Annotated in this window: 31 protein-coding genes; 11 read left to right on the top strand and 20 right to left on the bottom strand. The window is 64.3% G+C overall.

Annotation, left to right across the window (positions count from 1 at the left end; translation table 11 throughout):
* Positions 1–14: 14 nt before the first annotated feature.
* The 5 genes from queA to EBBID32_RS09465 all read right to left on the bottom strand — a co-directional run bounded on the left by queA (position 15) and on the right by EBBID32_RS09465 (position 3,721).
* On the bottom strand, positions 15–1,043 hold the full coding sequence (queA, locus tag EBBID32_RS09485; RefSeq protein WP_006954769.1) for a tRNA preQ1(34) S-adenosylmethionine ribosyltransferase-isomerase QueA: 1,029 nt from the start codon (positions 1,041–1,043) through the stop codon (positions 15–17).
* Positions 1,044–1,210: 167 nt separating this feature from the next.
* Positions 1,211–1,930, bottom strand: a complete 720-nt coding sequence (locus EBBID32_RS09480) for a peptidylprolyl isomerase (protein WP_037490000.1) — start codon at positions 1,928–1,930, stop codon at positions 1,211–1,213.
* 80 nt (positions 1,931–2,010) lie between these two features.
* On the bottom strand, positions 2,011–2,523 hold the full coding sequence (gene coaD, locus EBBID32_RS09475) for a pantetheine-phosphate adenylyltransferase (RefSeq protein WP_006954765.1): 513 nt from the start codon (positions 2,521–2,523) through the stop codon (positions 2,011–2,013).
* A 5-nt stretch (positions 2,524–2,528) separates the two neighbouring features.
* Positions 2,529–3,452 carry a farnesyl diphosphate synthase gene (locus EBBID32_RS09470; protein ID WP_037489998.1) on the bottom strand — a complete coding sequence of 308 codons (924 nt, stop codon included), beginning with the start codon at positions 3,450–3,452 and terminating at the stop codon, positions 2,529–2,531.
* Positions 3,449–3,721, bottom strand: a complete 273-nt coding sequence (locus EBBID32_RS09465) for an exodeoxyribonuclease VII small subunit (RefSeq protein ID WP_006954759.1) — start codon at positions 3,719–3,721, stop codon at positions 3,449–3,451. The genes EBBID32_RS09470 and EBBID32_RS09465 overlap by 4 nt, the downstream gene beginning before the upstream one ends.
* Before the next feature lie 168 nt (positions 3,722–3,889).
* On the opposite strand from EBBID32_RS09465, the gene EBBID32_RS09460 reads away from it, so the two are divergent.
* From EBBID32_RS09460 to EBBID32_RS09445, 4 genes are all read left to right on the top strand, one after another.
* Positions 3,890–4,270, top strand: a complete 381-nt coding sequence (locus EBBID32_RS09460; RefSeq protein WP_006954757.1) for a hypothetical protein — start codon at positions 3,890–3,892, stop codon at positions 4,268–4,270.
* Between the two features lie 215 nt (positions 4,271–4,485).
* Positions 4,486–6,663, top strand: coding sequence for a phosphoribosylformylglycinamidine synthase subunit PurL (gene purL, locus EBBID32_RS09455; protein ID WP_006954754.1), 2,178 nt, complete (start codon positions 4,486–4,488; stop codon positions 6,661–6,663).
* Positions 6,664–6,839: 176 nt separating this feature from the next.
* Complete coding sequence (locus tag EBBID32_RS09450; protein WP_006954752.1) at positions 6,840–7,103, top strand: endonuclease domain-containing protein; 264 nt, start codon at positions 6,840–6,842, stop codon at positions 7,101–7,103.
* 95 nt (positions 7,104–7,198) lie between these two features.
* Positions 7,199–7,603, top strand: coding sequence for a hypothetical protein (locus EBBID32_RS09445; protein ID WP_006954750.1), 405 nt, complete (start codon positions 7,199–7,201; stop codon positions 7,601–7,603).
* Here the strand turns inward: EBBID32_RS09445 and EBBID32_RS09440 are convergent.
* A complete protein-coding gene (locus EBBID32_RS09440) occupies positions 7,592–8,374 on the bottom strand; it encodes a methyltransferase domain-containing protein (protein WP_006954749.1) in 783 nt (260 codons plus the stop codon). The genes EBBID32_RS09445 and EBBID32_RS09440 overlap by 12 nt on opposite strands.
* A gap of 58 nt (positions 8,375–8,432) precedes the next feature.
* Here EBBID32_RS09440 and EBBID32_RS09435 point away from each other — a divergent pair, with 58 nt between their 5' ends.
* From EBBID32_RS09435 to bfr, 3 genes are all read left to right on the top strand, one after another.
* Complete coding sequence (locus EBBID32_RS09435) at positions 8,433–9,674, top strand: DUF418 domain-containing protein (protein ID WP_006954747.1); 1,242 nt, start codon at positions 8,433–8,435, stop codon at positions 9,672–9,674.
* Between the two features lie 58 nt (positions 9,675–9,732).
* Complete coding sequence (locus EBBID32_RS09430; RefSeq protein ID WP_006954746.1) at positions 9,733–9,903, top strand: (2Fe-2S)-binding protein; 171 nt, start codon at positions 9,733–9,735, stop codon at positions 9,901–9,903.
* A 149-nt stretch (positions 9,904–10,052) separates the two neighbouring features.
* The gene (gene bfr / locus EBBID32_RS09425) at positions 10,053–10,532 is read left to right on the top strand and encodes a bacterioferritin (protein WP_006954734.1); all 480 of its coding nucleotides are present in this window, start codon (positions 10,053–10,055) and stop codon (positions 10,530–10,532) included.
* 34 nt (positions 10,533–10,566) lie between these two features.
* Here the strand turns inward: bfr and EBBID32_RS09420 are convergent, their stop codons facing one another.
* Positions 10,567–10,974, bottom strand: coding sequence for a (deoxy)nucleoside triphosphate pyrophosphohydrolase (locus EBBID32_RS09420; protein WP_006954733.1), 408 nt, complete (start codon positions 10,972–10,974; stop codon positions 10,567–10,569).
* Between the two features lie 81 nt (positions 10,975–11,055).
* On the opposite strand from EBBID32_RS09420, the gene EBBID32_RS09415 reads away from it, so the two are divergent.
* Together EBBID32_RS09415 and EBBID32_RS09410 are read left to right on the top strand one after the other, a co-directional pair.
* Positions 11,056–11,241: a Flp family type IVb pilin gene (locus tag EBBID32_RS09415; protein WP_006954732.1), complete on the top strand. Its 186-nt coding sequence runs from the start codon at positions 11,056–11,058 to the stop codon at positions 11,239–11,241.
* Between the two features lie 138 nt (positions 11,242–11,379).
* Entirely contained in the window at positions 11,380–11,541 is a 162-nt protein-coding gene (locus EBBID32_RS09410; protein WP_006954731.1) for a Flp family type IVb pilin, read from the top strand.
* 123 nt (positions 11,542–11,664) lie between these two features.
* Here EBBID32_RS09410 and EBBID32_RS09405 read toward each other — a convergent pair whose 3' ends face one another.
* The 5 genes from EBBID32_RS09405 to EBBID32_RS09385 form a co-directional block, all read right to left on the bottom strand.
* Entirely contained in the window at positions 11,665–13,143 is a 1,479-nt protein-coding gene (locus EBBID32_RS09405) for a M48 family metalloprotease (protein ID WP_006954730.1), read from the bottom strand.
* A gap of 71 nt (positions 13,144–13,214) precedes the next feature.
* Positions 13,215–14,159 (bottom strand): acetyl-CoA carboxylase carboxyltransferase subunit alpha, encoded by a 945-nt coding sequence (locus EBBID32_RS09400; protein WP_006954723.1) that lies wholly within the window; start codon positions 14,157–14,159, stop codon positions 13,215–13,217.
* Positions 14,160–14,170: 11 nt separating this feature from the next.
* Complete coding sequence (locus EBBID32_RS09395) at positions 14,171–15,100, bottom strand: tyrosine recombinase (RefSeq protein WP_037489996.1); 930 nt, start codon at positions 15,098–15,100, stop codon at positions 14,171–14,173.
* Complete coding sequence (locus tag EBBID32_RS09390; RefSeq protein ID WP_006954719.1) at positions 15,100–16,911, bottom strand: hypothetical protein; 1,812 nt, start codon at positions 16,909–16,911, stop codon at positions 15,100–15,102. The genes EBBID32_RS09395 and EBBID32_RS09390 overlap by 1 nt, the downstream gene beginning before the upstream one ends.
* A gap of 5 nt (positions 16,912–16,916) precedes the next feature.
* Positions 16,917–17,105, bottom strand: a complete 189-nt coding sequence (locus EBBID32_RS09385) for a hypothetical protein (protein WP_006954717.1) — start codon at positions 17,103–17,105, stop codon at positions 16,917–16,919.
* Between the two features lie 94 nt (positions 17,106–17,199).
* Here EBBID32_RS09385 and EBBID32_RS09380 point away from each other — a divergent pair, with 94 nt between their 5' ends.
* Both EBBID32_RS09380 and aroB read left to right on the top strand, forming a co-directional pair.
* On the top strand, positions 17,200–17,748 hold the full coding sequence (locus tag EBBID32_RS09380) for a shikimate kinase (protein WP_037490016.1): 549 nt from the start codon (positions 17,200–17,202) through the stop codon (positions 17,746–17,748).
* Complete coding sequence (gene aroB, locus EBBID32_RS09375) at positions 17,739–18,842, top strand: 3-dehydroquinate synthase (protein ID WP_006954715.1); 1,104 nt, start codon at positions 17,739–17,741, stop codon at positions 18,840–18,842. Before EBBID32_RS09380 ends, aroB begins: the two co-directional genes overlap by 10 nt.
* Positions 18,843–18,930: 88 nt before the next feature.
* Here aroB and rpmE read toward each other — a convergent pair whose 3' ends face one another.
* The 8 genes from rpmE to EBBID32_RS09335 all read right to left on the bottom strand — a co-directional run bounded on the left by rpmE (position 18,931) and on the right by EBBID32_RS09335 (position 26,951).
* Positions 18,931–19,155 (bottom strand): 50S ribosomal protein L31, encoded by a 225-nt coding sequence (rpmE, locus tag EBBID32_RS09370; RefSeq protein WP_006954711.1) that lies wholly within the window; start codon positions 19,153–19,155, stop codon positions 18,931–18,933.
* A gap of 123 nt (positions 19,156–19,278) precedes the next feature.
* The gene (gene fabZ / locus EBBID32_RS09365) at positions 19,279–19,758 is read right to left on the bottom strand and encodes a 3-hydroxyacyl-ACP dehydratase FabZ (protein ID WP_037489994.1); all 480 of its coding nucleotides are present in this window, start codon (positions 19,756–19,758) and stop codon (positions 19,279–19,281) included.
* A gap of 6 nt (positions 19,759–19,764) precedes the next feature.
* Positions 19,765–20,406 (bottom strand): OmpH family outer membrane protein, encoded by a 642-nt coding sequence (locus EBBID32_RS09360; protein ID WP_006954709.1) that lies wholly within the window; start codon positions 20,404–20,406, stop codon positions 19,765–19,767.
* Entirely contained in the window at positions 20,406–23,054 is a 2,649-nt protein-coding gene (bamA, locus tag EBBID32_RS09355; protein ID WP_196805626.1) for an outer membrane protein assembly factor BamA, read from the bottom strand. The genes EBBID32_RS09360 and bamA overlap by 1 nt, the downstream gene beginning before the upstream one ends.
* 87 nt (positions 23,055–23,141) lie before the next feature.
* The gene (rseP, locus tag EBBID32_RS09350; protein WP_006954705.1) at positions 23,142–24,275 is read right to left on the bottom strand and encodes an RIP metalloprotease RseP; all 1,134 of its coding nucleotides are present in this window, start codon (positions 24,273–24,275) and stop codon (positions 23,142–23,144) included.
* Positions 24,272–25,429, bottom strand: a complete 1,158-nt coding sequence (locus EBBID32_RS09345; protein WP_037490015.1) for a 1-deoxy-D-xylulose-5-phosphate reductoisomerase — start codon at positions 25,427–25,429, stop codon at positions 24,272–24,274. Before EBBID32_RS09345 ends, rseP begins: the two co-directional genes overlap by 4 nt.
* Positions 25,429–26,205, bottom strand: coding sequence for a phosphatidate cytidylyltransferase (locus EBBID32_RS09340; RefSeq protein WP_006954701.1), 777 nt, complete (start codon positions 26,203–26,205; stop codon positions 25,429–25,431). The genes EBBID32_RS09345 and EBBID32_RS09340 overlap by 1 nt, the downstream gene beginning before the upstream one ends.
* A gap of 5 nt (positions 26,206–26,210) precedes the next feature.
* Positions 26,211–26,951, bottom strand: coding sequence for an isoprenyl transferase (locus EBBID32_RS09335; RefSeq protein WP_006954699.1), 741 nt, complete (start codon positions 26,949–26,951; stop codon positions 26,211–26,213).
* Positions 26,952–26,988 lie beyond the last annotated feature (37 nt).

The raw sequence follows: 26,988 nt of genomic DNA, 5'->3' as shown, positions 1-26,988 counted from the left end.
GGATCATCCCGGCGTCACGGCAACAGCAGCGAAGAATCGCCATAGCTGTAGAAGCGATAGCCGGACCCGATCGCATGATCATAGGCCGCCCGCATCCGCTCGGTCCCCATCAGCGCCGACACCAGCATGAACAAGGTCGATTTGGGCAGATGGAAATTGGTCATCAGCCCGTCGACCGCCCGGAACCGGTAGCCCGGTGTGATGAAGATGCGGGTTTCGTCGGCAAAGGCGCGGATCATCCCATCTTCCCCCGCCGCGCTTTCCAGCAGGCGCAGGCTGGTGGTGCCGACCGCGATCAGCCGACCGCCCGCCGCGCGCGCGGCATTCAACCGATCTGCCGTCGCAGCCTCGATCCGCCCCCATTCGGCGTGCATCCGGTGGTCATCGGTATCGTCCGCCTTGACCGGCAGGAACGTCCCTGCGCCCACATGCAACGTCAGCGTCTCGGTCGTGATTCCGCGCTCCGCCAAGGCCGCCATCAACTCCGGGGTAAAATGCAGCGCAGCCGTGGGCGCTGCCACCGCGCCATCCTCCCGCGCAAACATCGTCTGGTAATCGGTCCGGTCGCGCTCATCGGTCGCGCGCTTGCTGGCGATATAGGGCGGCAACGGCATCCGCCCCGCCCGCTCCAGCAGAACCTCCACCGGTTCCTCGCCTTCAAAGCTCAGCGTCACCCCGCCATCATCGTCGCGCGGCCCGGCAATGGCGGTGACGCCAGCGCCAAAATCAATCCGCTCGCCGTCGCGCACCCGCTTGGCATTGCGCAAAAAGGCCTGCCACTGGCGCAGCCCCAGCCTTTTGTGCAGCGTCGCCCCGATCCGCGCCTGCCCGCGCATCCCCTCCAGCTGGGCCGGAATGACGCGCGTGTCGTTGAACACCAGCACATCGCCCGCCCGCAGCAACGATGGCAGATCGCGCACGCTCAAATCGGCAAAATCACCCTCGCCCGGCACCAGCAGCAGCCGCGCGCTATCGCGCGGAGACGCGGGCCGAAGCGCGATATTCTCCGGCGGCAGGTCGAAATCGAAAAGATCTACGCGCATGGTCTAGGGCGTTTCGTTTTACTGATCCTCCCCTGCAAGGGGAGGTGGCTGGCCGCAGGCCAGACGGAGGGGTATCGCCCTGTCGAGAGGGCGACACCCCTCCGTCATCGCTACGCGCTGGCACCTCCCCTAGGCAGGGAGGATGCCGATGAAGGAAGCGGACTCTGTTATTTCGTCTGCGCACCGATGATCGACGGCGCAACAGGCGCAACAGGCGCAGTCACCGGCGGCTTGCCGTCGCTCTCGATCGACGCCTGCAGGATCACGGTCGGGTTGGCGGGCGGCTCGCCCTGCGCGATCGCGTCGACATAGTTCATACCCTCGATCACCCGGCCGAACACGGTATATTTCTTGTCGAGCTGCATCCGGGGCAGCAGCACGATGAAGAACTGGCTGTTCGCACTATCCTCCCCCTGCGCGCGCGCCATCGACACGGTGCCGCGCAGATGCGGCATCGGGTTGAACTCGGCCTTCAGGTCGGGCTGGGTCGAACCGCCGGTGCCATCACCCTTGGGGTCGCCGCCCTGCGCCATGAAGCCGGGAATGACACGATGGAATTTCAGCCCGTTGTAAAAGCCCTGCCGCGTCAATTCCTTGATCCGTTCGACATGGCCGGGTGCGATGTCGGGACGCAACTGGATGCGCACCCGCCCGCCACTCGACAGGTCCAGGTCCCAGATATTCTGCGGATCGGCCGGCACCACCGCTGGCGGCAGCTTGGGGGTCAGGTCGCCGCCCAGCGACTTGGCATTTTCCGCCGCCCGCGCCGCGGCCTCCGCCTTCTTCATATCATCGCCCTTGCCGCCGCCGCCCTGGGCATAGGCCAGGCCTGACGCGGTAAGGGCGATACCAATCGCCACGGTCTTGAGCGCGCAAGTGAAACGCATGGGAGTTACTTTCCTCAATATCTTGGCCGTCCTGATAGCGCGCTGATCGCGATTGGCAACTGAACGCAGGCTGAGCGGGATCAAGCGCTCCCCTTGCGCCCCAGTGTTTCAACCCGCGCAACCACCTCGTCGCGCACCACTGGCCCGACGAACTTATGGATCGGCCCGCCATAGAGCGCGATTTCCTTTACCAGCCGCGACGCGATTGGCTGAAGGCACACGTCGGCCATCAGGAATACCGTCTCGACGCGGGCATTGATCTGCTGGTTCATCCCCGCCATCTGATATTCATATTCAAAGTCGGCCACGGCGCGCAGCCCGCGAATGATCACGCTGGCGCCCTGCGATTCGGCAAAGTCCATCAGCAGTGAATTGAAACCCACAACCACGATGTCGGCATCGATCCCGGCACATTCGCGCCGCACCATATCCAGCCGTTCCTCGTCGCTGAACATCGGCGACTTGGAAATATTGGTGGTCACGCCGATCACCAGCCGATCGACCAGCTTCGCGCCCCGCCGGATGATGTCCATATGCCCCAATGTGATGGGGTCGAATGTGCCGGGATAGACACCGATGCGCTGCTTGCTCATGCCCTTTAGCGATCCCTCTCCACGATATAGTCGGCAATGGCGCGCAGCAGGTCCGCTTCCGCGCCATGCCCGCGCAGATGCGCCTTGGCCTGATCGACCAGCATATGCGCCTGCGCCCGCGCCCGATCGACGCCCAGCAGCGACACAAATGTTTCCTTGCCCGCCGCCGCATCCTTGCCCAGCGCCTTGCCCGCCAGCACCGCGTCGCCCTCTACGTCCAGCAGATCGTCGGCTATCTGGAATGCCAGCCCGATGTCGCGCGCATAGCCATGCAGCCCCTTGCGTGCGTCCTCAGGAATCCGCGCCATGATCGCCGCGGCATCGACACAGAAGGCGATCAGCGCCCCGGTCTTGAGATTTTGCAGCCGGGTGACGGTGGCGAGGTCAAACCTCGCATGTTCCGCCTCCAGGTCCATCATCTGCCCGCCAGCCATGCCCGCCGGGCCGCTGGCCAGCGCCAAAGCGCGCACCAGCTCGATCCGCACGAACGGGTCGGGATGCGTCTCCTCGTCGGACAGGATCTGGAACGCCAGGTCGTGCAGGCAATCGCCTGCCAGGATCGCGGTCGCCTCGTCAAACGCCTTGTGAACGGTCGGCTTGCCCCGGCGCATGTCATCATCGTCCATCGCGGGCAGATCATCATGCACCAGCGAATAGACATGGATGCACTCGATCGCCAGGCCGACCCGCAGCGCCGATTCGCGCGACAGATGGAACAGGTCGCTGGTCGCCTGCACCAGCAACGGCCGCAGCCTTTTGCCCCCGCCGATCGCGGCATGGCGCATCGCTTCATACAGCCGCGCCCGTGCATCGTCCGGCACGCTCAGCAAATGGTCGAATGCGGTATCGATCGCCGCCGCGACCTCGGCCGCGCGCGCCTTGACCAATGCCCCAGCGGAGGCCGTCTCTCCCCCGGCCAAGCCGCTCACTCCGCGCCGAACGGCTGCGCGCCGGTCACAGCACCATTGGCGTCGATCGTCAGCTTGGCGATCCGCGCCTCGGCTGCTGCCAGCCGCTCGGTGCAGCGCTTGCGCAATGCCTCGCCCTGCGCATAGAGCGAGATCGACTCGTCGAGCGGCACGTCCCCGCTTTCAAGCCGCCGCACGATCGTTTCGAGCGCGCGCAGCGCATCCTCGAAAGAGAGCGTTGCTGGATCGGGGGCCGAATTGAAGGGGGCCGTGCTGCTATCGTCTGCCATGTCCCTGCATTGACCGCCACCGTCGCCCCGGTCAAGCCATCACACCGGCTTTCCTGCCAGCTTTCATGACTGTCATCGTGCCGTCATGACGTCATATGATAGCGATGGTGGATTATGGGCAGTTTTGCGTTGACGCATCATGTTGCAGGTGCACATAGAAGGACCGCTATGAAATTTTATCTCCCCCTTATCGCCGTTGCCTCGCTCAGCTTGCTGGCCGCCTGCAACAAGAATGATGAACCTGAAGTCGTGGGCGGCCCTGCCGATCCGATGGCTGCTGAACTGGCCAATGCCGCGCCGGTCGAGCTGCCGCCGTCGGTCAAGGCCAACAAGCAGTATCGTTGCAAGGATAACAGCCTGATCTTCGTCGACTATATGAGCGACGACAAGACGGCCCAGCTGCGCACCGAAAAGGGCGGCACCGCCACCACGCTCAAGGCCGCCGAAGTCGGCCAGCCCTTCACCGCCGAAGGCTTTGAAGTCAGCGGCGCGGGCGACGACGTGACCATCACCGTGCCCGGCAAGGGCGCACAGGCCTGCCACGTCTAAGACGCGCGCGCCTTCCTCTTCTTCCAGGCCGGACCTTTCCCCAAAGGTCCGGCCTTTTTCTTGTCCCCACCTTCTCGCCGCCGGGGAGAAGGATACGAAGCCTCGCCAGCTTGCCGGCTGGGCGAAGTTGGAAGAGCGGGTTCGACGGCATTGCTGCATCCGACACCCCACACCCACCATTGTGAATCCCGCGTGGCCCCGCTAAAGGCGCGCTCATGTCCAGCACCGCTCCCCACATCACCCCGGAAATCGTCGCCGAACATGGCCTCAGCCCGGAAGAATATGACCGCGTATTGAAAGCGATCGGTCGTGAGCCGAACCTTACCGAACTCGGCATATTCTCGGTCATGTGGTCGGAGCATTGCTCCTATAAATCCTCGAAGATCCACCTGATGAAGCTGCCGACCACCGGCCCGCAGGTCATCTGCGGCCCCGGTGAAAATGCCGGCGTGGTCGACATTGGCGATGGGCAGGCGGCGATCTTCAAGATGGAGAGCCACAACCACCCCTCCTATATCGAACCCTATCAGGGCGCGGCGACCGGCGTGGGCGGCATTTTGCGCGACGTGTTCACCATGGGCGCGCGCCCCATCGCCAACATGAACGCCCTGCGCTTCGGTCGCCCCGATCACCCCAAGATGCGCCATCTGATCAGCGGCGTGGTGCGCGGCATCGGCGGTTATGGCAATTGCGTCGGCGTTCCCACCGTGGGCGGCGAGGTCAACTTCCACCCCGCCTATGACGGCAATATCCTGGTCAACGCGATGACCGTGGGCATTGCCGACACCGACAAGATTTTCTACAGCGCCGCATCCGGCGTCGGCAACTCCATCGTCTATGTCGGCTCTAAGACCGGCCGTGACGGCATCCATGGCGCGACCATGGCCAGCGCCGATTTCGGCGACGACGCCGACGCCAAGCGCCCTACCGTGCAGGTCGGCGACCCCTTCACCGAAAAGCTGCTGATCGAGGCATGCCTTGAACTCATGGCGTCCGACGCCATCGTCGCGATTCAGGATATGGGCGCGGCGGGCCTCACCTCCTCCAGCGTCGAAATGGCCAGCAAGGGCGGCGTCGGTCTCCTCCTCAACATGGACGCCGTGCCGCAGCGCGAAACCGGCATGACCGCCTATGAAATGATGCTCTCCGAATCGCAGGAGCGCATGTTGATGGTCTTGAAGCCCGGCCGCGAAGCCTTTGCCGAAGCGATCTTCCACAAATGGGAACTGGATTTCGCGATCATCGGCACCGTCACCGACACGGGCCGCATGGTCCTCGTCCATCATGGCGAAACCGTGTGCGACATTCCCCTCGCCCCGCTCGCCGACGATGCCCCGCTCTATGATCGCCCCTCGATGCCGGTGGACGACTATAAGGCATGGTCGGGCGTCAAGCCGCTCGGCGACATCGCGCAATCCACCGACATCGGCGCGGACCTGCTCAAACTCATGGGCAGCCCCGACATCGCCAGCCGCCGCTGGATCTGGGAACAATATGACCACATGGTCGGTGCCGACACCGTCCAGCGCCCCGGCGGCGACGCGGCTGTCGTCCGAGTCCATGGCAGCAACAAGGGTATCGCGATCAGCACCGATTGCACTCCGCGCTATTGCTATGCCGACCCCTATGAAGGCGGCAAGCAGGCGATCGCCGAATGCTATCGCAACCTGTCCGCGGTCGGCGCAACACCCTTAGCCGTCACCAACTGTCTCAACTTCGCCAACCCCCAGCGCCCCGAAATCATGGCCCAGCTGACCGGCTGCCTCGACGGCATGGGCGACGCCTGCCGCGCATTGGACTTCCCGATCGTGAGCGGCAACGTGTCGCTCTACAATGAAAGCAAGGCCACCGGCGGTGGCAGCGCGATTTTGCCGACCCCTGCGATCGGCGGGATCGGCTTGCTGGCCGATGTGGACGGGATGGCGACGGTCGCGTTCAAGGCTGAGGGCGACGCCATCTGGCTGATCGGCGGCGAAGGCACGCATCTGGGCCAGTCGATCTGGCTGCGCGAAATCGCCGGTCGTGAAGCTGGCGAAGCACCCAAGGTCGATCTGGCGGCAGAACGCGCCAATGCAGATATCATCCGCGCGCTCGTTGCCGCTGGCACCGTCAATGCCGTGCATGATATTTCAGACGGCGGCCTGATCGTCACGATCGCGGAAATGGCGCTGGCGGGCAAGATCGGCGCACAACTCGACAGCGCCCTCACCACAGCCTCCGCCTTTGGCGAGGATCAGGGTCGCTACGTCGTCACTGCGCCGCAAGGCAACGACATTCCCGGCGCAGTCCGCATCGGCACAACCGGCGGATCGGCAGTAGCGGGCGTCCCCCTCACCGACCTGCGCGCCGCGCATGAAGGCTTCTTCCCCAAGCTGATGGACAGCGAACTTTGACGACAGGGAGGGGAAATAGCCCCTCCGTCAGCCGCTTGCGCGGCTGCCACCTCCCCCATGCCTTCGGCACAGGGAGGATCTTCCCTTTCTTCGATCCTCCCTGTCGCGCAGCGATGGGGAGTTCAACGGAGGCACGTGACTCCGTTGAACAGCGCGAAGCGCTGACGGTGGGGTCAATGGCGCGCGCAACGACTCCACGCACCGTCGCCAAAGCCCGCGCCCTCCGCCAGAATCTCTCCCTCCCCGAAACCCTGCTCTGGCGATTGCTCAAAGGCCAACCGCAAGGCATCAAAATCCGCCGCCAGCATCCGATCGGCCCCTATATCCTCGATTTCTACGCACCCTCCGCAAAGCTGGGCATAGAGATTGAGGGCGCAGCCCATGACATGGGTGACCGCCCCGCCCGCGACGCGACCCGCGAGACTTGGCTGCACGATTAGGGCGTCACCCTGCTCCGCATCCCCGCCGCCGATGTGCTAAACGACCCCGCAACCACCGCCGACGCGATCGTCGCCTATGTTCGGGAGCGCACCTCATGACCACCGGCTACTCCACCACCCCTCTGGCCAAAAAGCTCAGCCTCAAGCCCGGCCTGCGCGCCTGGTGGGACGCCATGCCGCCGTCCGTCGAAGCCGAACTCGCCGACGCCGCCGTCATCCGTCTCCCCGCCCCGCAAGCGCCGATCGACGCCGCCCATATTTTCGTCACCGATCGCGCCGACATGACCGCAAAGATCGCCGCGCTCCGTCCGCTGCTCGCGCCCACCGGCTTCCTGTGGATCAGCTGGCCCAAAAAGGCGTCCAAAGTCCCGACCGACATTACCGAGGATGTGATCCGCGCCGTCATCCTGCCCGCGACCGATCTGGTCGATGTCAAGGTGTGCGCCGTCGACGCCATCTGGTCCGGCCTCAAACTCATGATCCGCAAATCAGCGCGCTGATCGCGTCACCCGCCCGAACAGCACCTGATACGCATCCCCGCCACCCCCGGCCTCAAACGCTGCCATCACCCGTCGCAAATCCCCCGGCGATAGCGGCGCGCGCCCTTCGCCCGGCACCACCGCGCCAATCCCGCGCAAATGCGCGATCAGCCCCCGCGCCCCGCCGCAATCCAGCGCATAATCCTCGTCAAACGCAAACGCATCGCCAAACCCCGCCAGCATCGCGCGCAGCCCGTCCAGCGTCGGATAGTCCGGCACACCCGCCACCAGCCCGCATTGCGCGTGGGCCGCCCGCCAGCGCGCGAAACTCCCCTGCCCCATGGTCGAAAAGATCAGGCTTCCGCCCGGCCGCAACAGCCCCGCCAGCCGTATAATCCCGCTGCCCAGATCATCGAACCACTGGAACGCCAGACTGGACACAATCAGGTCGAACCACGGCCCTTCAAAGATCGGCGCTTCCCCGTCCATCGTCAGGAACCGCCCCGCCACATGGCCCGCCGACGCCGCCTGTTCCAGCATGCCTGGCGACAGGTCGGTCACCACCATCTCCGCGCCCGGCCAGCGCGCCTGCACGTCGCGCGTCAGAAAACCGGTGCCGCAGCCAATCTCCAATATCCGCCCAACCCCGTCGGGCTTCTGTCGCTGCGCCAGTTCCGCCACCAGCGCGGCCGCCTGCCGCTGCGGCCCGGCATGATCATCATAATGCGCCGCCGCCGCGCCGAAGGCGTCGCTGATCCGTTGCTTGCGCCATTGCCTGGAGCCATCAATCATGGCTACGCGCCTTGGCAGAGGCTTGCGCCGCTGACCAGTCCCCTTCATGGGTAAGTCCATGATCGCCTCCCCCCGCATTCCCGCCATGGACGTGCTGCGCGGCTGCGCGGTGATGGGCATCCTGTGGATGAACATCACCGCCTTCGCCCTGCCTCAGTCGGCCTATTTCAACCCGGCGGCATCGGGATCGCTCGGCACCGGCGACATCGCCTTCTGGATGAGCAGCCTGATCCTGTTCGACGGCAAGATGCGCGGCCTGTTCGCCATGCTGTTCGGCGCGTCGATGCTGCTGCTGATCGACCGGGAGGAGATGGCCGGGCGCGATGGTCGCCGCAGCCAGATGATCCGCGCTGGCTGGCTGCTGGTCATCGGCATGGCCCATTATCTGCTACTCTGGTGGGGCGACATATTGGCGATCTACGCGATCGTCAGCCTCGCCGCGCTGCAATTCGTGCGGCAGGAACCGATGGCACTGGTCAAGAGCGCCTTCCTGATATTCCTTCTCCACTTCCTGCTCTGCGCCGCCTTCATCGCCACCCTCTACGCCTGGGGCCATGCCGCCGCCCTGCCCGACGCCAGCGCCGCCACGCGCGATGGTTTTGCGACCTTCATGGCGACCATGGCCGATCCTGCCAGCCCCGGCGTCCGCGCGGACATCGCCACCTATCGCGGCGGCTTCGGCGCGATCCTCTCGCACAAGCTCACCGCCTTCCCCGGTGAATGGCTGTGGGGTTTCATGTTCACCGGGTTCGATGTGCTGGGCTTCATGCTGCTCGGCATGGCGATGCTGAAGGGCGGCTTTCTCACCGGGCGCTGGCCCGCCGATCAATATTGGCGCACCGCGCGCCACTGCTTCCTCATCGGCCTGCCGCCCATGATCGGCCTTGCCATCTGGATCATCGCCAGCGGCTTTGCCCCGCTTCCCGCATTCGGCACTGTCCTGCTCTGGTCCTTCCCCTTCCGCATCCCGCTTGCCGTCGGCTGGGCTGCACTCATCCTCTGGCTGCTCGCGCGCCATCGCGACCATCCCCTCGTCGCGCGCCTGTCCGCCACCGGGCGGATGGCGCTCAGCAATTATCTGGGGTCCAGCCTGTTGATGACCGCACTTTTCTACGGCTGGGGGATGGGCCTGTTCGGCCATGTCCGGCCCGGCTTGCTGCTGCCCTTCGTGCTGGGGGCCTGGGGCTTGATGCTGCTCTGGTCGCCGCTCTGGCTCTCGCGATTCGCGCTTGGGCCGGTCGAATGGCTCTGGCGCAGTCTGATCCGCGGCCAACCGCAAAAGATTCGCAAGAGCAGCTGAATACTATTGCGACCTATTATCATCTGCGCTATCTCTGTCCCAACAGGAGAGTGTCTCGATGGTCGTCTGTATCTGCAATGCCATTCGTGAAAAGGATTTGAAGGAAGCCGTGCGTGACGGCGCGGATACGCCGTGCAGCGCCTATGCGCGCTTCGGCCACCGTCCCAAATGTGGCCAGTGCGTCCCCTTCGCCCGCACGATCATCGCCGCAGAGCGTGCGTCCGCCTGACAAGACTGCAAATCATCCGCACGAAAGACTCGCGAAGCCGACGCAATAGCGCGCGATGAAGTGGCGGAATTCCAAGGCTTTTCAGCTTAACAGCGGCGATCCTACAGCCTATAGTCCGGCGGCATTTCCCCCCAGCCGGAGTATCCGCCATGAAAGGCGACCCGAAGGTCATCGACTATCTGAACGAGGTGCTCAAAAATGAGCTGACCGCGATCAACCAATATTTCCTCCACTATCGCATCCTCAACCATTGGGGCGTCGAAAAGCTCGCCAAATTTGAATATGAGGAATCGATCGACGAGATGAAGCACGCCGACAAGCTGGCGGAGCGCATCCTCTTTCTCGACGGCCTGCCCAATTTCCAGCTGCTGGGTCGCCTCAAGATCGGCGAGACGGTCGAGGAAATCCTGAAGGCCGACCTTGCGCTCGAATATGAAGCCCTGCCACCGCTCAAGGACGGCATCGCCTATTGCGAATCGATTCGCGACTATGTGACCCGCGACCTGTTCCAATATATCCTCGAAAGCGAGGAAGAGCATATCGACACGCTGGAAACCCAGTTTGAAATGATCGAACGCATGGGCATCCAGAATTATATCCAGCTCCAGAGCAAAGCCGCCGAGGGCTGACGAGCGCGACCGGGAGGGGCACAACCCCTCCCGCCTATAGCAGCGCTTCCAATATCCCGATCAGCGGCAGGTCGGCGGGCGGCATGTCCAGCCCATACATCTGCGCCGGGCGCACCCATTGCAGTGCCGTGGCATGGCGCGCCTGCGCCACCCCTTCCCATTTACGACAGACATAGAGCAATAGCAGCAAATGCTTGTCGCCCAGCGGTTCGCTGGCGAAGGTCGCGGGTGCCAGGCAACTCGCATGCGTGCGAATGCCCAGTTCCTCTTCCAGTTCACGGATCAGCGCCGCTTCGGGCGTTTCACCCGGCTCCAGCTTGCCACCCGGAAACTCCCACAGCCCCGCCATCGCCCTGCCAGGTGGCCGTTGCTGCACAAGAACACGGCCATCCGCGTCGATCAGGGCGGCGGCCGCCACCCATAAAGGCGAAAAACTGTCCATAAAGGTCCGTTGAAAGGGCTTTGTTAACCGTGGGTCTTTTACAGGTCTATCGGGGACTGTCTGTAGTGAACTGGGGACCATATGCGCGGGATCATCGAAATCATCGCCCGTCTGGGGCTTGCGCGATGCGAACGCGGTGCAACGGCAGTCGAATATGGCCTCATCATCGCGATGGTCGTTCTCGCGATGATCACAGCGCTGACCAATGTGGCCAACAAGACAACGGGCATGTGGAACAACGTGTCCAATGAAGTAACGTCGCGTTAACTATCAATATCTGACAGCTACGTGCTTCCCATTAACGGTTTTTCAACCGACATCACCTAATCCAATCCTTGCTGACCACATTTATTCAAGCGGGGCGGCCGGGTAGTTAAACGCAGTTTCAAGATAGGGAGACATCACATGCAGTTCATCCGTAAGATGCTGAAGAACGACAAGGGCGCGACCGCCATTGAATATGGCCTGATCGCGGCTCTGATCGCCGTCGCCGCCATTGGCGCGATGACCAGCCTGGGCACCAAGCTCGGCAGCACCTTCAACAACGTTTCGGGCAACCTCAAGTAAGCCCGACACATTGTCGAACCAGAGGGGTGGCGAAGGCAACTTCGCCGCCCCTTTTCGTTTGGCGACTATGCAATCGGCATATCCCGCGCCGAAATCGGCCCACTCAACGCCAATTATTCTTTCTCACCAGGTCACGATCTTTACCCGCTGCCCCGGTCGCAATGACGCATTGGCGGCCAGCGCGTTGATCGTCAGGAACCGCTCCAGCTGATAGTCGCTATAGGCCATGCGACGGCTGAGCGACTGGACGCTGTCGCCCGCCTTCACCGTCACCACATCGACCCGGCGCGGCTTGATTGCCGTCGCTTCCTGGGGCGAGAGGCGCTGGACCGACTGGACCATCGCGTTGAACGGGCCGATGCCCTGCCCAGCCGCGGTCAACAGCAGGAAATGATAGGCTTTCCCGCCGCCAAAATCATACGCGAACACGGTCGCATCCACCGCGCCCGACTGGCTGTTGGCGCGTACCGTGCGCCAGGCGGCAGGCAAGCCGTTCACGCTGGTCCGGCTGACCTCACCCGCAGGCACGCTGCCATTGGCTCCACCAAGCTTGGCAAACACGCTGTCGATATAGACCGCCAGATTGCCCGAATATGCCGCCGCGCCAAATTGCGCCTGCCCGCCCGATCCGGTCACCGACACCGCATCCGCACCATTTTCCATGCCAAAGCCGGTCGGCGCGGTGAAGGTCAGGCGCAGGTCGGGATGGCGGAAGCGATTCCCGTCTATCACCCCCTGCCGGGGATCGTCACCATAGAGCAGCCCGTCGAGCGCATTAAGGAAAGCATCGCGATTCCGCACCACGCTCTTCGATCCGCTGCCGGCCGCGCCCTTGGCCGCACGCGCCACGCGGGACGCGGGGTCGGGATGGGTGCTGGCCCATTCGGGCATCGTCCGCGCGCTGCCTGCAACGCGCGCGTCCAGATTGCTCTGCGCCGCCAGCGACGCCAGCATCCCCGACAGCGCCCGCGCATCATAACCACCCGACGCCAGGTAACGGATACCCAGATCATCCGCCTCATATTCCTGCGTGCGGGAGAATCTCAGCGTCAGCAACTGGCTGCCGGTGCCAATCCCCTTCTGGATCAGCCCGGCAAAGCCCGAATCACCCAGCAACGCACCTGTCAGCACCCCCAGCAAAGCCCCGCCAATCGCATTGCGCTGCGCCGCCTGTTGCCGCCGCTGGCCATGGCGCGCCGCGACATGGCCCACTTCATGCCCCAGCACCCCGGCCAGTTCCGCCTCGTCATTCATCAGCGCCATCAACTGGCGCGTGACATAGACATAGCCGCCCGGAATCGCGAAGGCGTTGTTGACCGGTGAATTGAGCAGGCTGACGGTAAAATCGCTCTGCGCATTGGAAAGACCGGATTGCACCGAAATGCGGCGTCCTACACTCTCTACATAGCGCGCCTGCGGTCCCGCATAAGGGCCGCCAAATTCCTTGAGCAGTTCAGGATGCTGCTTGGCCCCGCTCGCCTTGTCCTGCGCGCTGATCGACGACACGGTACGTATCGCGCGCTGCTGACCGACCACGGCGGGCGCTGCCATGAGCGCAGCCATGCCCACACCCGCGCACGCCAGCGACAGTTTCCAGATCATCCGCTATTCTCCTCCTCTGTTACCTCATCGTAACGAGAAGAGGGGCCGGAGCGTTCCCCGTCAAGCGTCCGTCAGGCACCGATGGCGAGAAATTTGTCCGCCCGGTCGGTGCGCAGCGCCAGCGGGTCCATGCCGTCCATCGCCACCAGTTCCGCCTCGATCGCCGCGCCCAGGCTGGCAATCGCCTCCACCGGATCACGATGCGCGCCGCCCACCGGCTCCGGCACGATCGTATCGATCACGCCCAGATTCTTCAGATGCTGCGCCGTCACCTGCATCGCCGTCGCCGCGTCGCTGGCCTTGTCGGCGGTGCGCCACAGGATCGACGCACAGCCTTCGGGCGAAATCACCGAATAGACCGCATGTTCAAACATCAGCACGCGATTGGCCGCCGCCAGCGCGATCGCGCCGCCCGACCCGCCTTCGCCCACCACCGCCGCCACCATCGGCACGCCCAGCTTCAGGCACGCCTCGGTCGAACGCGCAATCGCCTCGGCCTGACCGCGTTCCTCAGCCTGCACACCGGGGAAAGCGCCTGACGTATCCACCAAAGTCACCACCGGCAGCCCGAACCGGTCGGCCAGTTCCATCAGGCGGATCGCCTTGCGATAGCCCTCAGGCTTGGCCATGCCGAAATTGTGTCGCACCCGGCTGGCGGTATCGTCACCCTTTTCATGGCCGATCACCATCACCCGACGATCGCCCAGCGTTGCAAAGCCGCCCAAAATCGCCTGATCGTCGGCAAAGGCGCGGTCGCCCGCCAGCGGCAGGAAATTGTCGAACATGCCCGCGACATAATCCTTGAAGTGCGGGCGTTCGGGGTGGCGCGCCACCTGCGTCTTTTGCCAGGGCGTCAGCTTGGCATAGGTGTCGCCCAGCATCTTCGCCGCGCGCTGCTCCAGCGTCGCGATCTCGCCGTCGATATTGATGTCACCGACGCTGGCAGTGGCGCGCAGTTCGACAATGCGCGCTTCCAGTTCGGCAACGGGCTTTTCAAATTCCAGAAAGCTGACCATGGCGCATGGCGTTAGGGCGATGATGCGTCGTCGTCAACGCGCGGCTGCGGCATTTTCGGCACCATCTGCCCCAATGGATGGCGGCTGTTGACCAGTTCGACCAGTCGCCGGCTATCGACATGGGTGTAGATTTGCGTCGTGCCGATATCGGCATGGCCCAGCATCGACTGGAGCGCGCGCAGATCCGCCCCGCCCTCCAGCAAATGGGTGGCAAAGGCATGGCGCAGCACATGCGGACTGACCCGTTCGGGCGCAATTCCCGCCGCACCCGCCAGCGCCTTGACGATCTGGTAGAGGCGGATGCGGCTCAGATAGCTTTTCCCCGATGGAAACAGCCAGGCGCTATCGGGCGGCACATGCGCCAGCCAGGTTGCGACCGCAGCGCGCGCCCGGTCCGAAATCGGCACCAGCCGCTCACGCCCGCCCTTGCCCTTCAGGATCAGGAAGGGCCGGTCCGCGGCCAGCGCCCGGCGCGGCAGCGACACCAGTTCGGTCGCGCGCAAGCCGGAGCCATAGAGCAACTCGATCAGCGCCGACAGCCGCAGGTCGTTCGGCGCAGGATGCGCCACCGCCAGCCGCTCGGCGATCAGCGCGAACAGCGAATCGACTTCGGCCCCCGACAATATCTTGGGCAAGGGTCGCCGCATCACCGGGCGCGGCAGCGCGCTGGCGGGATTATCCGCACGCAGCCCTTCTTCCTCCAGAAATCCGTAAAAGGCCCGCAACGCCGACGCCTTGCGCGCGACCGACGATGCCGCCAGTGTCGCCCATTCGCCCGCCAGCGTCCCCAGCGCCGCCTTGCTCGCCCCGGCCAGCCCGCCAATCAGCGCCGCTGCACCATTCAGGTCGGCGCGATAGGCCAGCAATGTGTTGCGCGACGCGCCCCGTTCCGCCGCCATCATCTCCAGAAAGCGGTCGATCAGGGCGTCATCCTCGCCCATCAAAGCCGCGTGATCGCCTCCGCCGCGATCATCCGCGCTTCGGGGTCCAGCCCGACGCGATGAAGCGCGGCGACGACATGATAAAGATGCCCCGGCGACAGGCGATTCCAGTCGCTCCCCTGCATCCCCACCGCCGCCAGCAGCGCCACCGTGCCCTTTTCACCCCGCTGTGCCGCCGCACCGATCGCGCGCGCCCAGCGGCTGTTGGCCGACAAGTTCACGCCATTATCCTGCGCCATACTGGCGGCATCATCGGCAGACAGTCGCGCCAGCCCCGCCAGCGCCGCGATCAGCATCCGGCCCTTTTCCGGCCCTGCCTCACCGACATAGGCGGACACCCGACCCTCGTTGATCTCGACCACCGGGCTGGGCGCGCCGACCGCCAGCAGACCCCAGAATTGTGCAGCGCCATCGCCGTTGATTTGCCCCAGCGCCCGCGCCCAGCGCGCCGCGTTGCGATCATAACCCGCAGTCATCATCGCCGCGACCAGATTGGCCGCATCGCGCGCATCGGCCTGCGCCACCGGCAGCGCCGCCGCCGCGCGCGCCGTCGCGATCAGCCCGACATAGTCAGGCCGCGCGCCATCCTGCCACCATGTCTGCATCGCGCCGATCCGCTCACCCACCGTCGCCCCGGCATAGGCGGTGCGCAGCGCGTCGATCCGGTCGGCTATTTCGGTCGGTGCATCGCCATCGGCCGCCAATTGGCTATAAAAGCCGACAAGCGCCGCGTTGGAAAATACCCCCAGCCGCGCCGCAATTTCCACTGCCGTCCGCCGCCGCACTGCCGCCAGCGCGGGCGCGCGCGCTTCCCACGCCCGTACATGCGACCCGACCGTGCCATAGAGTGTATCGGGAATTTCGACATTCAGCGCCGTCGCCAGGCCAAAGCGCCAGGCGGTCAGTCGATCCACCCCGTCCCACTCGATCTTCACCGAACGGCGCGCATTGAAACCGGTGCCGACCACCTTTTCCGCCAGCCGATAGTCGACGCCACGCACGACGCCCCGCCGCTGCGCCTGATTGAGCGCACCGCTGGCCGATCCCTGATCGCCCGACAAAGCCGGACAAATCGCCCGCGACATGTCCCAGCCCGGCTCCTTGCTGAAGCGCAGCGCGCCTGCCGACAGCGGGCACAGCCCCGCCGGGTCAGCGCTCGCCAGATAGGTCTGCATCGCAATGGCATAGAGACGTGGGGAATAGCGGTCGGGATCGACGCTCTGCACCATCATCCGCGCGCTATCGGCCTCGCCCATGCGCAGCAGCAGCCAGGCGCGTTCCGCCGTCCAGTCCGCGCCGTCAATGTCGCGCGGCGTATCCACCGCCGACAGCAAGGTCCGCCGCAGCAGGATCGCGGCCCAGCGCGACATGATCGGCGCATGGGTCTGCTGCATCAGCGTGGCCAGATATTTGCCCGACTGGCCACCAAAGGCAGTCGGCTCCATCCCGCGCGTCGCGGGCGTCAGCGGGCCGATGCGATCCAGCGACCGGCGCGCCGTGTCGGGCAGGTCATATTTCGCCTTCTGCGCCGCCAGTTCTTCGGGCGTCAGTTCTTCTTCGGCGGCATTGGCTGCCGCTTCCTGCACCAGCGCCAGATCGGGCGGCGTCGCCGGGTTGAGCGCAGGCGCCGCCACTGGCCCCGGCGTCGATCCGGGCGCCGGGCGCGCGGGCGTTGGCGCGGGCGCTTCCGGTGCGTCGCCAAAACCGGGCGGCAACAGCGATTCGGGTGCCTGTTGCGCCACGACCGGCAGCGCCAGCGCCAGCGCAAAGCTGCCCAGCGCCCATTTTGCCTTACCCCCGGTCCTGCGCATGGGCTTTACTGGCCCAGCTTCTCGGCGGGGATGACCTTCTCGACCCGCTGCTGCGGCTGTTCGCCGCCGCGCGACCACAGAAAGGCCAGCAGCGCGACGACCAGCACCACCAGAATGATGGGCAGGATCGGAAGGCGCGTGCCACGACGGCGGCCAGCGCCCTCAAAACTGCTGAAATTGCGGTTGTTCTTCATGAGTCCTTGCTACGACTGGTCCCGCCATTGCGCGAAACGACAGGGAAAGATGCGATTTGCCTCTGTGACGGCTGGCTGTATAGCCCCGGTCGCCATGCAGCGAAACAGCAAATTCCCGGCAACCTACGCCAAGCGCGGTCCCATCGTCCTGGTGGGCATGATGGGCGTGGGCAAATCCACCGTTGGACGGCGGCTCGCCGCCCGGCTGGGCGTGACTTTCGTCGATGCCGATGAGGAGATTGAGAAAGCCGCCGGACTTTCGATCACCGAAATTTTCGCCCGCTATGGCGAATCCCATTTCCGCGACGGCGAACGCCGCGTCATCGCCCGACTGATGGATGGCGCGCCCAAGGTGATCGCAACCGGCGGCGGCGCCTTCATGCAGGATGATACCCGCGCACTGATACTGGATCAGGCGACCGCCATCTGGCTGGACGCCGACATCGACGTGCTGGTCGATCGCGTGTCCCGCCGCGAAGGCCGCCCCCTGCTCAAGGATCGCGATCCCCGCACGGTGCTGACCGAACTGGCGGCGGTCCGCAATCCGGTTTACGCGCTCGCGCCCATTCATGTGAAGAGCATCGCCGCCCCGCATGACATCACGGTCGACCGCATCATGGAGCATCTGACGGAATGGCAATAGTCCCGGTCGCGCTCGGCGCGCGCAGCTACAATATCATCGTCGAACAGGGCGGGCTCGACCGCGCGGGCGACATCCTCGCCCCCTATGCCCGCAAAGGCCGGCTGGTCGTCGTCACCGACGCCCATGTCGCCGCCGCCCAGCTTCCCCGGCTCGATGCCAGCCTGCGCCGCGCGAACGTCACGCTCGAACCCATCATCCTGCCACCGGGCGAACAGACCAAGAGCTGGCAACATCTGGAACAATTGCTCGACGCGCTGCTGGCGCTCGAAATCGAGCGCGGCGACCATGTCGTGGCGCTGGGCGGCGGCGTGATCGGCGATCTCGTCGGCTTTGCCGCCTCCATCCTCAAGCGCGGCTGCCACTTCATCCAGGTGCCGACCACCCTGCTGGCCCAGGTCGATTCGTCGGTCGGCGGCAAGACTGCGATCAACACAGCGGCGGGCAAGAATCTCATCGGCAGCTTCTACCAGCCCGCCCTGGTCTTGATCGACCCCTCGACCCTCGACAGCCTGCCCCCGCGCGAAACCCGCGCCGGCTATGCCGAAATCGTCAAATATGGCCTGATCGACGATCCCGATTTCTTCGGCTGGTGCGAAGCCAATGCGCAGGCGCTGCTCGCCGGTGACCCCGACGCCCGCACCATCGCCATTGAGCGCAGCGTCCGTGCCAAGGCCGCGATCGTCGCCGATGACGAGCGCGAGACATCGGGCCGCCGCGCCCTGCTCAACCTTGGCCACACCTTCGGCCATGCATTGGAAGCCGACACCGGCTTTTGCGATACGCTGCTCCATGGCGAGGGCGTCGCCGCGGGCATGGCGCTCGCGTTCCGCTATTCCGCACGGCTGGGCCTTTGCCCGCAATCCGACGCCGACCGCGTCACCGCGCATCTGCGCGCCGTCGGCCTGCCCCACGACCTCGCCACCGCCCATGTCACTGCCAATGGCGTGGCGCTGGTCGGCCATATGCTCCACGACAAGAAGATGGCGGCCGGCACCCTCCCATTCCTCCTCGCGCGCGGAATCGGCCAGACCTTCCTGTCAAAGGACGTCGTGCTGGACGATGTCGCCAAGTTTCTGGACGCGGACCGGGCTTAGTAAGTCCCCCTCCCGCAAGCGGGAGGGGAGCAGAAACAAAAAAAGGGCGCCACATCGGGCGCCCTTTTCATTCAACCTACAAGGCCGATTATTTCTTCAGCGTCAGGCCGCCAAAGCGCTTGTTGAAGCGCGCCACCTGGCCGCCCTGATCCAGCTGACGCTGGCCACCGATCCATGCCGGATGCGACTTGGGGTCGATATCGAGCGCCATCTTGTCGCCTTCCTTGCCCCAGGTCGAACGGGTCTGGAACGTCGTACCGTCGGTCATCTGGACGGTGATCATGTGGTAATCGGGGTGAATATCGGCCTTCATGGCTTCATGCTCCGTAGTGCGCCGGTTCCGACCGGCTGTGGATGCGGGAAAAGTGCGAAGGCGCGCCGTTAGCGGGTTTGGCGCGCCATGGCAAGCGCGATGCGCCGCCCCGCGCCGTCGCCCTCAATCCTTGGGTGGGTCGCTGATCATCGCGACGAACTGCGCCTCGGCGGCCAGTTTGTCGCCCAGCATCGCCTTGCCCGCGAATTTGCAGATCGCGCCCCGGTTCTGCGTCACCTCGACATGCAGGTCGAGCAGGCAGCCCGGCTCCACCGGTGAGCGGAACTTCGCGCCGTCGATGCTCATGAAATAGACGAGCTTGCCCGAATCGGTCAAATTCATCGATTCCACCGCCAGCACGCCCGCCGCCTGCGCCATCGCTTCGATGATCAGCACGCCCGGCATGATCGGCCGGGTCGGGAAATGGCCCTGGAAAAAGGGTTCGTTCACCGACACCGCCTTGATCGCGTGGATCGACTGGTTGACCACCAGAGAAACCACGCGGTCGATCAGCAGCATCGGGTAACGATGCGGCAGCGCGGCCATGACCCGACGGACATCCATCGGGCCACGCGCGCCTGTGTTTTCAACTTCCCCCGTCATGCTGGATCAGCGCGACTTGGGAGCCTGCGCCGGATTGGCCGGTGCGGCCTGCCCCTGACGGCCCGGCTGCCAGCCGGCGGGCGGGGTGATCGACACGCTGGGGACCAGCGCATTGATTTCGGTCACCACAGCGGCGGTGATGTCCACGGTCGGCTGGTAGGATACGGTCGCGTCGGGGGCCAGCACCAGATCAACCTTGGCCTTCGCCATGGCCGCCTTCAGCGCATCGGACAGCTTGGCCGTGATCTGTTCCTCGACATAGGCGTTGGCCAAAGCGATCGGCTGGCCCATGCGCTGCAATTCGGCCTGCGCGGTCTGCTGCGACTGCTGGAACGCCTGATACTGGGTCTCGATCGCCGGGGTCGGCTTGTTGCCAGCGGCGGTCAGCGCCGCCTGGATGGCATCGCCCTTGGTCTTGAGGTCAGCGTCGATCGCCGTCTTGCGCGCATTGAATGCGTCGATCTGCGGCTTGTAGGTCGTCTGCATCTGGGTGCGGGCGACGGTATAGGCCGCGCTGGTGCCAACCGCGCGCTGCAGGTCGGCGACGGCGATACCCATCTTGGACTGGGCAGCGGCGGGAACGGCGGTCAGAGCGATGGCAGTCATCGGCGCGAAAACGAGCGCCGCAGCCTTAAAAATGGTCTTCATCAGAATTGAGTCCCTACGTTGAAGGTGATGAGCTTGTTGTCGTCGCCCGGCTCCTTGAGCAGGGCTTTGGCGATATCGATGCGGAATGGACCGAAGGGCGAGTTCCAGTTGACGCCAAAGCCCACCGACAGGCGTGGCTTGAGCGTATCGCCGAGATATTCTTCCACGAAATTGCCGCCGGAGAAGGTATAGTTGACATCGCAGGTCGGGGCATAGGGCGTCCCGCCCGCTCTGACCGCAGCACCGGTTCCCGATGTGGGCGAACAATAGCCGGAAAAGGCTATCGTACCGGGATTTTTCAGCCCGGCTACGGCACCTGCATCCATGAATACGGATGGGCGCAGGCCCATTTCGCGTGCGCCCGACCCTAGCGGAATTTCAACTTCGGCGCGGGCCAGATAATAGATTTTGCCGCCCAGCGCGTCGTCCGACACATTATTATTATCGGTATTCTTGACGTATCCGGTGGTGTTGCCGTTCGCATCCGTCTCTGCCGTCAGGTAAAAACGTTTCACGCGCGGGCCGACACCACGAATGTCGAAGCCACGAAATTGCGGCTCACCCAGGAAGAAACGGTCGGTCAGGCGAATCTTGTCGACCGACTGACCCGTCGAATCCAGACGTTCGCCTTCCAGGCTGTGAATATAGCCACCCTCCCCGGTGATCGAGAAGATGAAGCCACTGCCCAGCGGGAAGAATTTGGACGCATTCAGGCGGGTGCGAACATATTTGACGCTACCGCCCAGCCCTGCAAAATCCTGGCTCAGCACGACATTGTGGCCGCGCGTCGGACGAATACGATTGTCGCGCGTGTCGTAGATCAACGAATAGCCCAGCGACGATGTCGTCCGCTTGCCGATTGCATCGCACAGATAACGGCCAGCCAGCAACGGATCGCATTCGGTGATACCATCGCCATTGGTGTCGGAATAATAAGTATCCCTGTCGAGCGTCACATCGTCCAGATTAAGGCTGTAGCGCAGCGCCAGCGACATGAACTCGGTGATCGGCACGCCCGCGCGGATCTGGAAGCCCGTCGTCGTCTGCTCATAGGTCGTATCGCGGTCATTATTGGTCAGATAGCGGAAGCTGTTCAAATCACGCCGATAAATGTCGCCGCCCAGCGCGATATTCTTGTCCATGAAATAGGGCTCGGTAAAGCCCACTTCCACTGATTTGCTATAGGCCGAATAATTGACCGATGTGCGCAGTTCCTGGCCCTTGCCCCGGAAATTGCGCTGGGTGATCGAGGCTGACACGATGAAGCGTTCCAGCGACGAGAAACCGGCCGACAGCGACAATTCGCCGGTCGATTTTTCCTGCACATTGGTTTCCAGGATGATGCGGTCAGGCGCCGAACCCGGCTTCTGCTCCACGTCCAGCTTCTCCTGGAAGAAGCCCAGCGAATTGATCCGGTCCTTCGACCGCTTGACCAGGAAGCTGTTGAAGGCGTCCCCTTCGGCCAGACGGAATTCGCGGCGCACCACCTTGTCCTGCGTCAGCGTATTGCCGTTGATGTCCACCCGCTCGACATAGACGCGCGGCGCATTGGCGATGCGGAAATTGATCCCCATCGTCAGCGTATCTTTGTCGCGCTGGAAATCGGGCGACACATCGGCGAACGCATAGCCGAACAGGCCCGCCGTCTCGCTCAGCGTATCGACCGTATCCTCGACCTGCTTGGCGTTGTACCAGTCGCCCTTCTTCATCGGCAACCGCTTGGTCAGGCCATCGCCCGACAGGTCGCGAATGTCCGATTCGACCTTCACGTCACCAAATTTGTAGCGGTCGCCTTCCTCCACCACATAGGTGATGATGAAGTCCTGCTTGTCCGGGGTCAGTTCCGCCACCGCAGAAATCACGCGGAAATCGGCATAGCCCTCGGTCAGATAATATTGCCGCAGCTTCTGCTGGTCATAGGCCAGACGATCGGGATCATAGCTGGTGCCCGACGAAAACAGCCGGAACCAGCGCGACTGTTTGGTCACCATCTGGCTGCGCAGCGCGCCGTCCTTGAACTTTTCGTTACCGATGATGTTGATCTGGCGGACCTTGGATTTCGGCCCTTCGGTAATTTCAAAGACGATATCGACGCGATTCTGGTCCAGCTGCACCATCTTGGGTTCGACGCTGGCGGCAAAGCGGCCCTGACGGCGATACAGCTCGATGATGCGGGCCACGTCGGCGCGAACCTTCGACCGGGTGTAAATCTGGCGCGGAGCCAGCTTGATCTCCGGCCGGATCTTATCCTCTTTCAGCCGCTTATTGCCTTCCAGCACGATGCGGTTGATGACCGGATTTTCCTTCACCTCGACCGTCAGCGTACCATTGTCGTTGCGGATCTGGACGTCGGCGAACAGTTCGGTCTCATACAGATCGCGCAGACCCTGATCGAGCGTTTCCTGGGTAAAGGGCTGGCCAATGCGCAGCTTGGTGTAGGACAGGATCGTGTCCGGCTCCAGCCGCTGGGTGCCGGTGACGGTGATCGCGCGGATCGTACCGACCGGCGCAGGGGCAACCGGCGGAGCCAGCGTCCGCGCGGGCGCAGCGGCCTGCTGCGCCATCACCGGAACCGTCGCCAAGCCAGCGATCATCGTCGTCGCCAACAGGGCCGTGACGACCGGGCGCTGCCTCTTGCTGCTCATCATCGCTGTCACCCGCATCACCTCAAACCATATAAAATTGTTTCCGCCGACACAGACGACGCCAAACCGCGTCTCCCTGCCCGAAGCGGCTCAGCCGATCAAGCCGGACAGGCTTTTCCACAGTCCGAAAGACGACAAATCGTTGAAAGTCACCAGCACCATCATGGTCAGCAGCACCGCCAGACCCGACCGATAGGCCCATTCCTGCACCCGTTCGCTGACCGGCCGCCGCTGCACAGCCTCTATCCCGTAAAACAGCAGATGCCCGCCATCCAGCATCGGGATTGGCAACAAGTTGATGAACCCCAAGTTAATCGAGATAAGCGCGGCAAAGAAGATGAAGCTTTCCAGCCCCAGCGTCGCCGCCTGCCCGGAAACCTGTGCGATCTTGAGCGGCCCGCCCAATTCCTTGACCGACCGGCCGCCGCTGATGATCTGGCCCATCGTCTCGACCATGGTGCGGACAATCTGTCCCGTCCGCTCCACCGCGACGACCGGTGCGCGCAGCAGGCTGACCGGCTCGATCACCGGATCGCCGGGGGCCAGGCCCAGCCGTCCGATCTGGAACTTGTTACCAAAGCCGTCATCCTCGGTCACGCTACCGATCTTGCCGTCTTTCGCAAATATCTTGCCATCGCGCTCGATCACCATGGCGACCGTTTCGCCAGGGCGGATCTGCGCATAAAGGCGAATATCGTCGAACGTCGCCATTTCGCGCCCACCCAGCGACACGATCCGGTCGCCCGGCAATATCCCCGACGCCGCAGCCGCACTGCCCGGCTGAACCTGTCCCGCGACCGCAGGCGTCCGGCTCTCGCCATGCACGAAGGCGAATGTCGCCAATATCAGGATAGCGAACAGGAAATTGATCGCCGGTCCCGCTGCGACAATCGCCGCGCGCTGCCACAGCGGCTTGGACGGAAAGCTCTGCGCCCGTTCGGCGGCGGGCAGTTCCAGCCAGGCCGGATCGGTCATGCTCGCTGCATTCATGTCGCCCTTGAAGCGGACATAGCCACCCAGCGGCAGCGCCGCGACGCGCCAGCGTGTGCCGCGCTTGTCCACCCAGGCGAACAGCTCCGGCCCGAAGCCGATCGAAAACGCCTCCGCCTTCACCCCGCACCAGCGTCCGACCAGATAATGGCCCAGCTCATGCACGAAAACGAGCGGCCCGATGACCGCCACAAATGCCAGGAGGGTCAGCACAAAACCGGGATTTTGGATCAAACCGTCAATCTTTCCATCACATCGCCCGCCATGGCACGCGCCCCGGCGTCGGCCGCCAGCACATCGTCGATCGTGGTGGGCATGGGCGCGCTATAGCGGGTCAACACCTCCTCCACAATCATGGCGATATCAAGGAAGCCGATCGCCCCGCCCAGAAACGCCGCAACGGCGACCTCATTTGCCGCGTTCAGGATCGCCGGAACCGCCCCGCCCGCCGCCGCCGCCTCGCGCGTCAGGCGCAGCGCCGGGAAGCGCACCTCATCGGGCGCCTCGAAATCCAGCCGCCCGATCCGCGCCAGATCGAGCGGCAGGCAGGGCGTCGCGATCCGCTGCGGCCAGGCCAGCGCATGGGCGATCGGTATCCGCATGTCGGGTGACCCCAGCTGCGCCAGCGTCGACCGGTCGCGATATTCGACCATCGAATGGATCACCGATTGCGGGTGGACGAGTATCTCGATCCGATCGAGGCCGACCGGAAAAAGATGCGCCGCTTCAATCAGTTCCAGCCCCTTGTTCATCATCGTCGCACTGTCGACGCTGATCTTGGCGCCCATCGACCAGTTGGGATGCGCCACTGCCTGCGCAGGGGTGATATTCGCCATCTCGGCCCGGCTGCGGGTGCGGAACGGCCCGCCACTGGCGGTCAGGGTTATTCTTGCGACATCTTCCAAACGACTGCCAGCAAGGCACTGGAAAATCGCATTATGCTCGCTGTCCACCGGCAATAATGTCGTGCCGGAAACCCCCGCCGCCGCCATCATCAGGCCACCAGCCGACACCAGCGACTCCTTGTTGGCCAGCGCCACCGTGCCCCCGGCCTTCAGCGCCGCCATCGTCGGCCTGAGACCAGCACAGCCGACAATCGCCGCCATCGTCCAGTCCGCCCCGGCTCCCGCGACATCGACCAGCGCCTGCTCGCCCGCCGCCGCCTCGACCCCGGACCCGGCCAGCGCTTCCTTCAGCGCCCCATAGAGCCGCTCCTGACCGATGACCGCCACCTTGGCCCCGGTCTCCCGCGCCAGCGCCGCCAGACTGTCCAGGTCACTGTTCGCCGTCAGCGCCACAATCTCATAGGCGTCGCGATCCCGCCGGATCAGGTCCAGCGTCGACTGGCCTACCGACCCGGTCGCGCCGAATATCGACACCCTCCGCATCATCGCAGCACCAGCAGCAGATAGAGCAGGGCCGCCAGCGGCGCGGCGGTCGCGACCCCGTCCAGCCGGTCCATCACTCCGCCATGGCCCGGCAGCAGCGATCCGCTATCCTTGACCCCCGCCCGCCGCTTCATCGCGCTTTCCAGCAGGTCGCCCGCCTGCGCCGCCACCGCCAGCAAGCCACTGGCCGCCGCCAGTTCGATCGGTAGCCCGGCAAAGCGGTGCAGCAGGAAGCCAATCAGCAACGCCGCCAGCACGCCCCCGCCCAGCCCCGACCAGGTCTTGGACGGGCTGATCCGGGGTGCCAGCTTCGGCCCGCCGATCGACCGGCCCGCAAAATAAGCGCCAATATCGGTCGCCCACACCAGCGCCAGCGCCCACAGCGCCAGCGTCAGGCCAAAGATGTTCGGCGTCTGCCCGCGCAGGAACAGCAATGCCATCACCGGCAGGCAGACGTACAGGACACCCAGCGCCAGCCCGACCGATCGCGTCGCCCCGATCACGAACAGAAACGCCGCCGCCAGCAGCCCGATCGCAAACCAGGACAGGCCTGCCGCCAGCGGACAAAGAATCGCCAGCGGCACCGACACCGCATACATGGACAATTTCTTGTGATCCGCCGATACGCCGCTCAGGTCAGCCCATTCGGCCTGCATCAGCACGCCGGCCACCGACAACAACACCCAGAAGAGCAAACCGCCCGACAGCAAAGCGCCCAGCGCCACCGCAATCAGCACGACGCCCACTATGGCGCGGGTGCGCAATTCACTTGCCATGCCGCTCACAGCCCGCCGAAACGGCGGTCCCTCAAACGGAAAGCATCCAGCGCCTGCGCGAGTGCATTGGCGTCGAAATCGGGCCACAGCATGTCGGTGAAATAGAGTTCGGCATAGGCCGCCTGCCACAGCATGAAATTGCTCAGCCGCTGCTCTCCCGACGTGCGGATCAGCAGGTCGAGCGGCGGCAGGTCTGCGGTATCGAGCGTCGCGTCAATATCACCCACGCCAATCGCGTCGGCGGCGATCTCGCCCGCCACGACCCGCTGCGCCAGCGCCTGCGCCGCGCGGACCATCTCATCCTGCGCACCATAGTTGAGCGCGATCGCGATGATCGGCCCGCTATTGCCCGCCGTCCGCTTGACCGCATCCTCGATCAGCGCGACCAGCGATGGCTCCAGCGCCTTGTAGTTGCCGATGATCCGCAACCGCACGCCATTGGCATGAAATTCGTCCAGATCGGCCTGTATGAAGTGGCGCAGCAACCCCATCAGGTCGGCGACTTCGCTCGCCGGCCGTTTCCAGTTTTCCGACGAAAAAGCATAGAGCGTCAGACACTCCAGCCCCATCTCCCGCGCCGCGCGCGACACGCGGCGCACCGCCTCCACCCCGGCACGATGCCCCGCTATGCGCGGCAGCAACCGCTTCTTCGCCCAGCGGCCATTGCCGTCCATGATGATGGCAACATGGCGCGCGCCATGGGCTGGCGCAGGCTGGGGCACATCGGGCCGGACTTGCGTGGCCATCAGCTGGTGGGGGTTGCGCGGATCATGGGCGGAACAT

Source organism: Sphingobium indicum BiD32 (assembly GCF_000382885.1).
Classification (GTDB): domain Bacteria; phylum Pseudomonadota; class Alphaproteobacteria; order Sphingomonadales; family Sphingomonadaceae; genus Sphingobium; species Sphingobium japonicum_C.
Note: the sequence above shows the minus strand (reverse complement) of the source record. Positions and strands in the feature narration are given on the sequence as shown.

Bases quoted from the DNA above. Each gene is read 5' to 3' on its own strand.
- EBBID32_RS09480 (WP_037490000.1), bottom strand. From the start codon at position 1,930: ATGCGTTTCACTTGCGCGCTCAAGACCGTGGCGATTGGTATCGCCCTT.
- EBBID32_RS09405 (WP_006954730.1), bottom strand. From the start codon at position 13,143: ATGATCTGGAAACTGTCGCTGGCGTGCGCGGGTGTGGGCATGGCTGCG.
- EBBID32_RS09390 (WP_006954719.1), bottom strand. From the start codon at position 16,911: ATGCGCAGGACCGGGGGTAAGGCAAAATGGGCGCTGGGCAGCTTTGCG.
- EBBID32_RS09410 (WP_006954731.1), top strand. From the start codon at position 11,380: ATGCAGTTCATCCGTAAGATGCTGAAGAACGACAAGGGCGCGACCGCC.
- EBBID32_RS09380 (WP_037490016.1), top strand. From the start codon at position 17,200: ATGCAGCGAAACAGCAAATTCCCGGCAACCTACGCCAAGCGCGGTCCC.
- EBBID32_RS09400 (WP_006954723.1), bottom strand. From the start codon at position 14,159: ATGGTCAGCTTTCTGGAATTTGAAAAGCCCGTTGCCGAACTGGAAGCG.
- EBBID32_RS09420 (WP_006954733.1), bottom strand. From the start codon at position 10,974: ATGGACAGTTTTTCGCCTTTATGGGTGGCGGCCGCCGCCCTGATCGAC.
- bamA (WP_196805626.1), bottom strand. From the start codon at position 23,054: ATGATGAGCAGCAAGAGGCAGCGCCCGGTCGTCACGGCCCTGTTGGCG.
- EBBID32_RS09430 (WP_006954746.1), top strand. From the start codon at position 9,733: ATGGTCGTCTGTATCTGCAATGCCATTCGTGAAAAGGATTTGAAGGAA.
- fabZ (WP_037489994.1), bottom strand. From the start codon at position 19,758: ATGACGGGGGAAGTTGAAAACACAGGCGCGCGTGGCCCGATGGATGTC.
- EBBID32_RS09435 (WP_006954747.1), top strand. From the start codon at position 8,433: ATGATCGCCTCCCCCCGCATTCCCGCCATGGACGTGCTGCGCGGCTGC.
- coaD (WP_006954765.1), bottom strand. From the start codon at position 2,523: ATGAGCAAGCAGCGCATCGGTGTCTATCCCGGCACATTCGACCCCATC.
- EBBID32_RS09450 (WP_006954752.1), top strand. From the start codon at position 6,840: ATGGCGCGCGCAACGACTCCACGCACCGTCGCCAAAGCCCGCGCCCTC.
- EBBID32_RS09360 (WP_006954709.1), bottom strand. From the start codon at position 20,406: ATGAAGACCATTTTTAAGGCTGCGGCGCTCGTTTTCGCGCCGATGACT.
- EBBID32_RS09440 (WP_006954749.1), bottom strand. From the start codon at position 8,374: ATGATTGATGGCTCCAGGCAATGGCGCAAGCAACGGATCAGCGACGCC.
- rpmE (WP_006954711.1), bottom strand. From the start codon at position 19,155: ATGAAGGCCGATATTCACCCCGATTACCACATGATCACCGTCCAGATG.
- purL (WP_006954754.1), top strand. From the start codon at position 4,486: ATGTCCAGCACCGCTCCCCACATCACCCCGGAAATCGTCGCCGAACAT.
- EBBID32_RS09445 (WP_006954750.1), top strand. From the start codon at position 7,199: ATGACCACCGGCTACTCCACCACCCCTCTGGCCAAAAAGCTCAGCCTC.
- queA (WP_006954769.1), bottom strand. From the start codon at position 1,043: ATGCGCGTAGATCTTTTCGATTTCGACCTGCCGCCGGAGAATATCGCG.
- EBBID32_RS09395 (WP_037489996.1), bottom strand. From the start codon at position 15,100: ATGGGCGAGGATGACGCCCTGATCGACCGCTTTCTGGAGATGATGGCG.
- EBBID32_RS09385 (WP_006954717.1), bottom strand. From the start codon at position 17,105: ATGAAGAACAACCGCAATTTCAGCAGTTTTGAGGGCGCTGGCCGCCGT.
- EBBID32_RS09340 (WP_006954701.1), bottom strand. From the start codon at position 26,205: ATGGCAAGTGAATTGCGCACCCGCGCCATAGTGGGCGTCGTGCTGATT.
- EBBID32_RS09335 (WP_006954699.1), bottom strand. From the start codon at position 26,951: ATGGCCACGCAAGTCCGGCCCGATGTGCCCCAGCCTGCGCCAGCCCAT.
- EBBID32_RS09345 (WP_037490015.1), bottom strand. From the start codon at position 25,429: ATGCGGAGGGTGTCGATATTCGGCGCGACCGGGTCGGTAGGCCAGTCG.
- EBBID32_RS09415 (WP_006954732.1), top strand. From the start codon at position 11,056: ATGCGCGGGATCATCGAAATCATCGCCCGTCTGGGGCTTGCGCGATGC.
- EBBID32_RS09465 (WP_006954759.1), bottom strand. From the start codon at position 3,721: ATGGCAGACGATAGCAGCACGGCCCCCTTCAATTCGGCCCCCGATCCA.
- bfr (WP_006954734.1), top strand. From the start codon at position 10,053: ATGAAAGGCGACCCGAAGGTCATCGACTATCTGAACGAGGTGCTCAAA.
- EBBID32_RS09460 (WP_006954757.1), top strand. From the start codon at position 3,890: ATGAAATTTTATCTCCCCCTTATCGCCGTTGCCTCGCTCAGCTTGCTG.
- aroB (WP_006954715.1), top strand. From the start codon at position 17,739: ATGGCAATAGTCCCGGTCGCGCTCGGCGCGCGCAGCTACAATATCATC.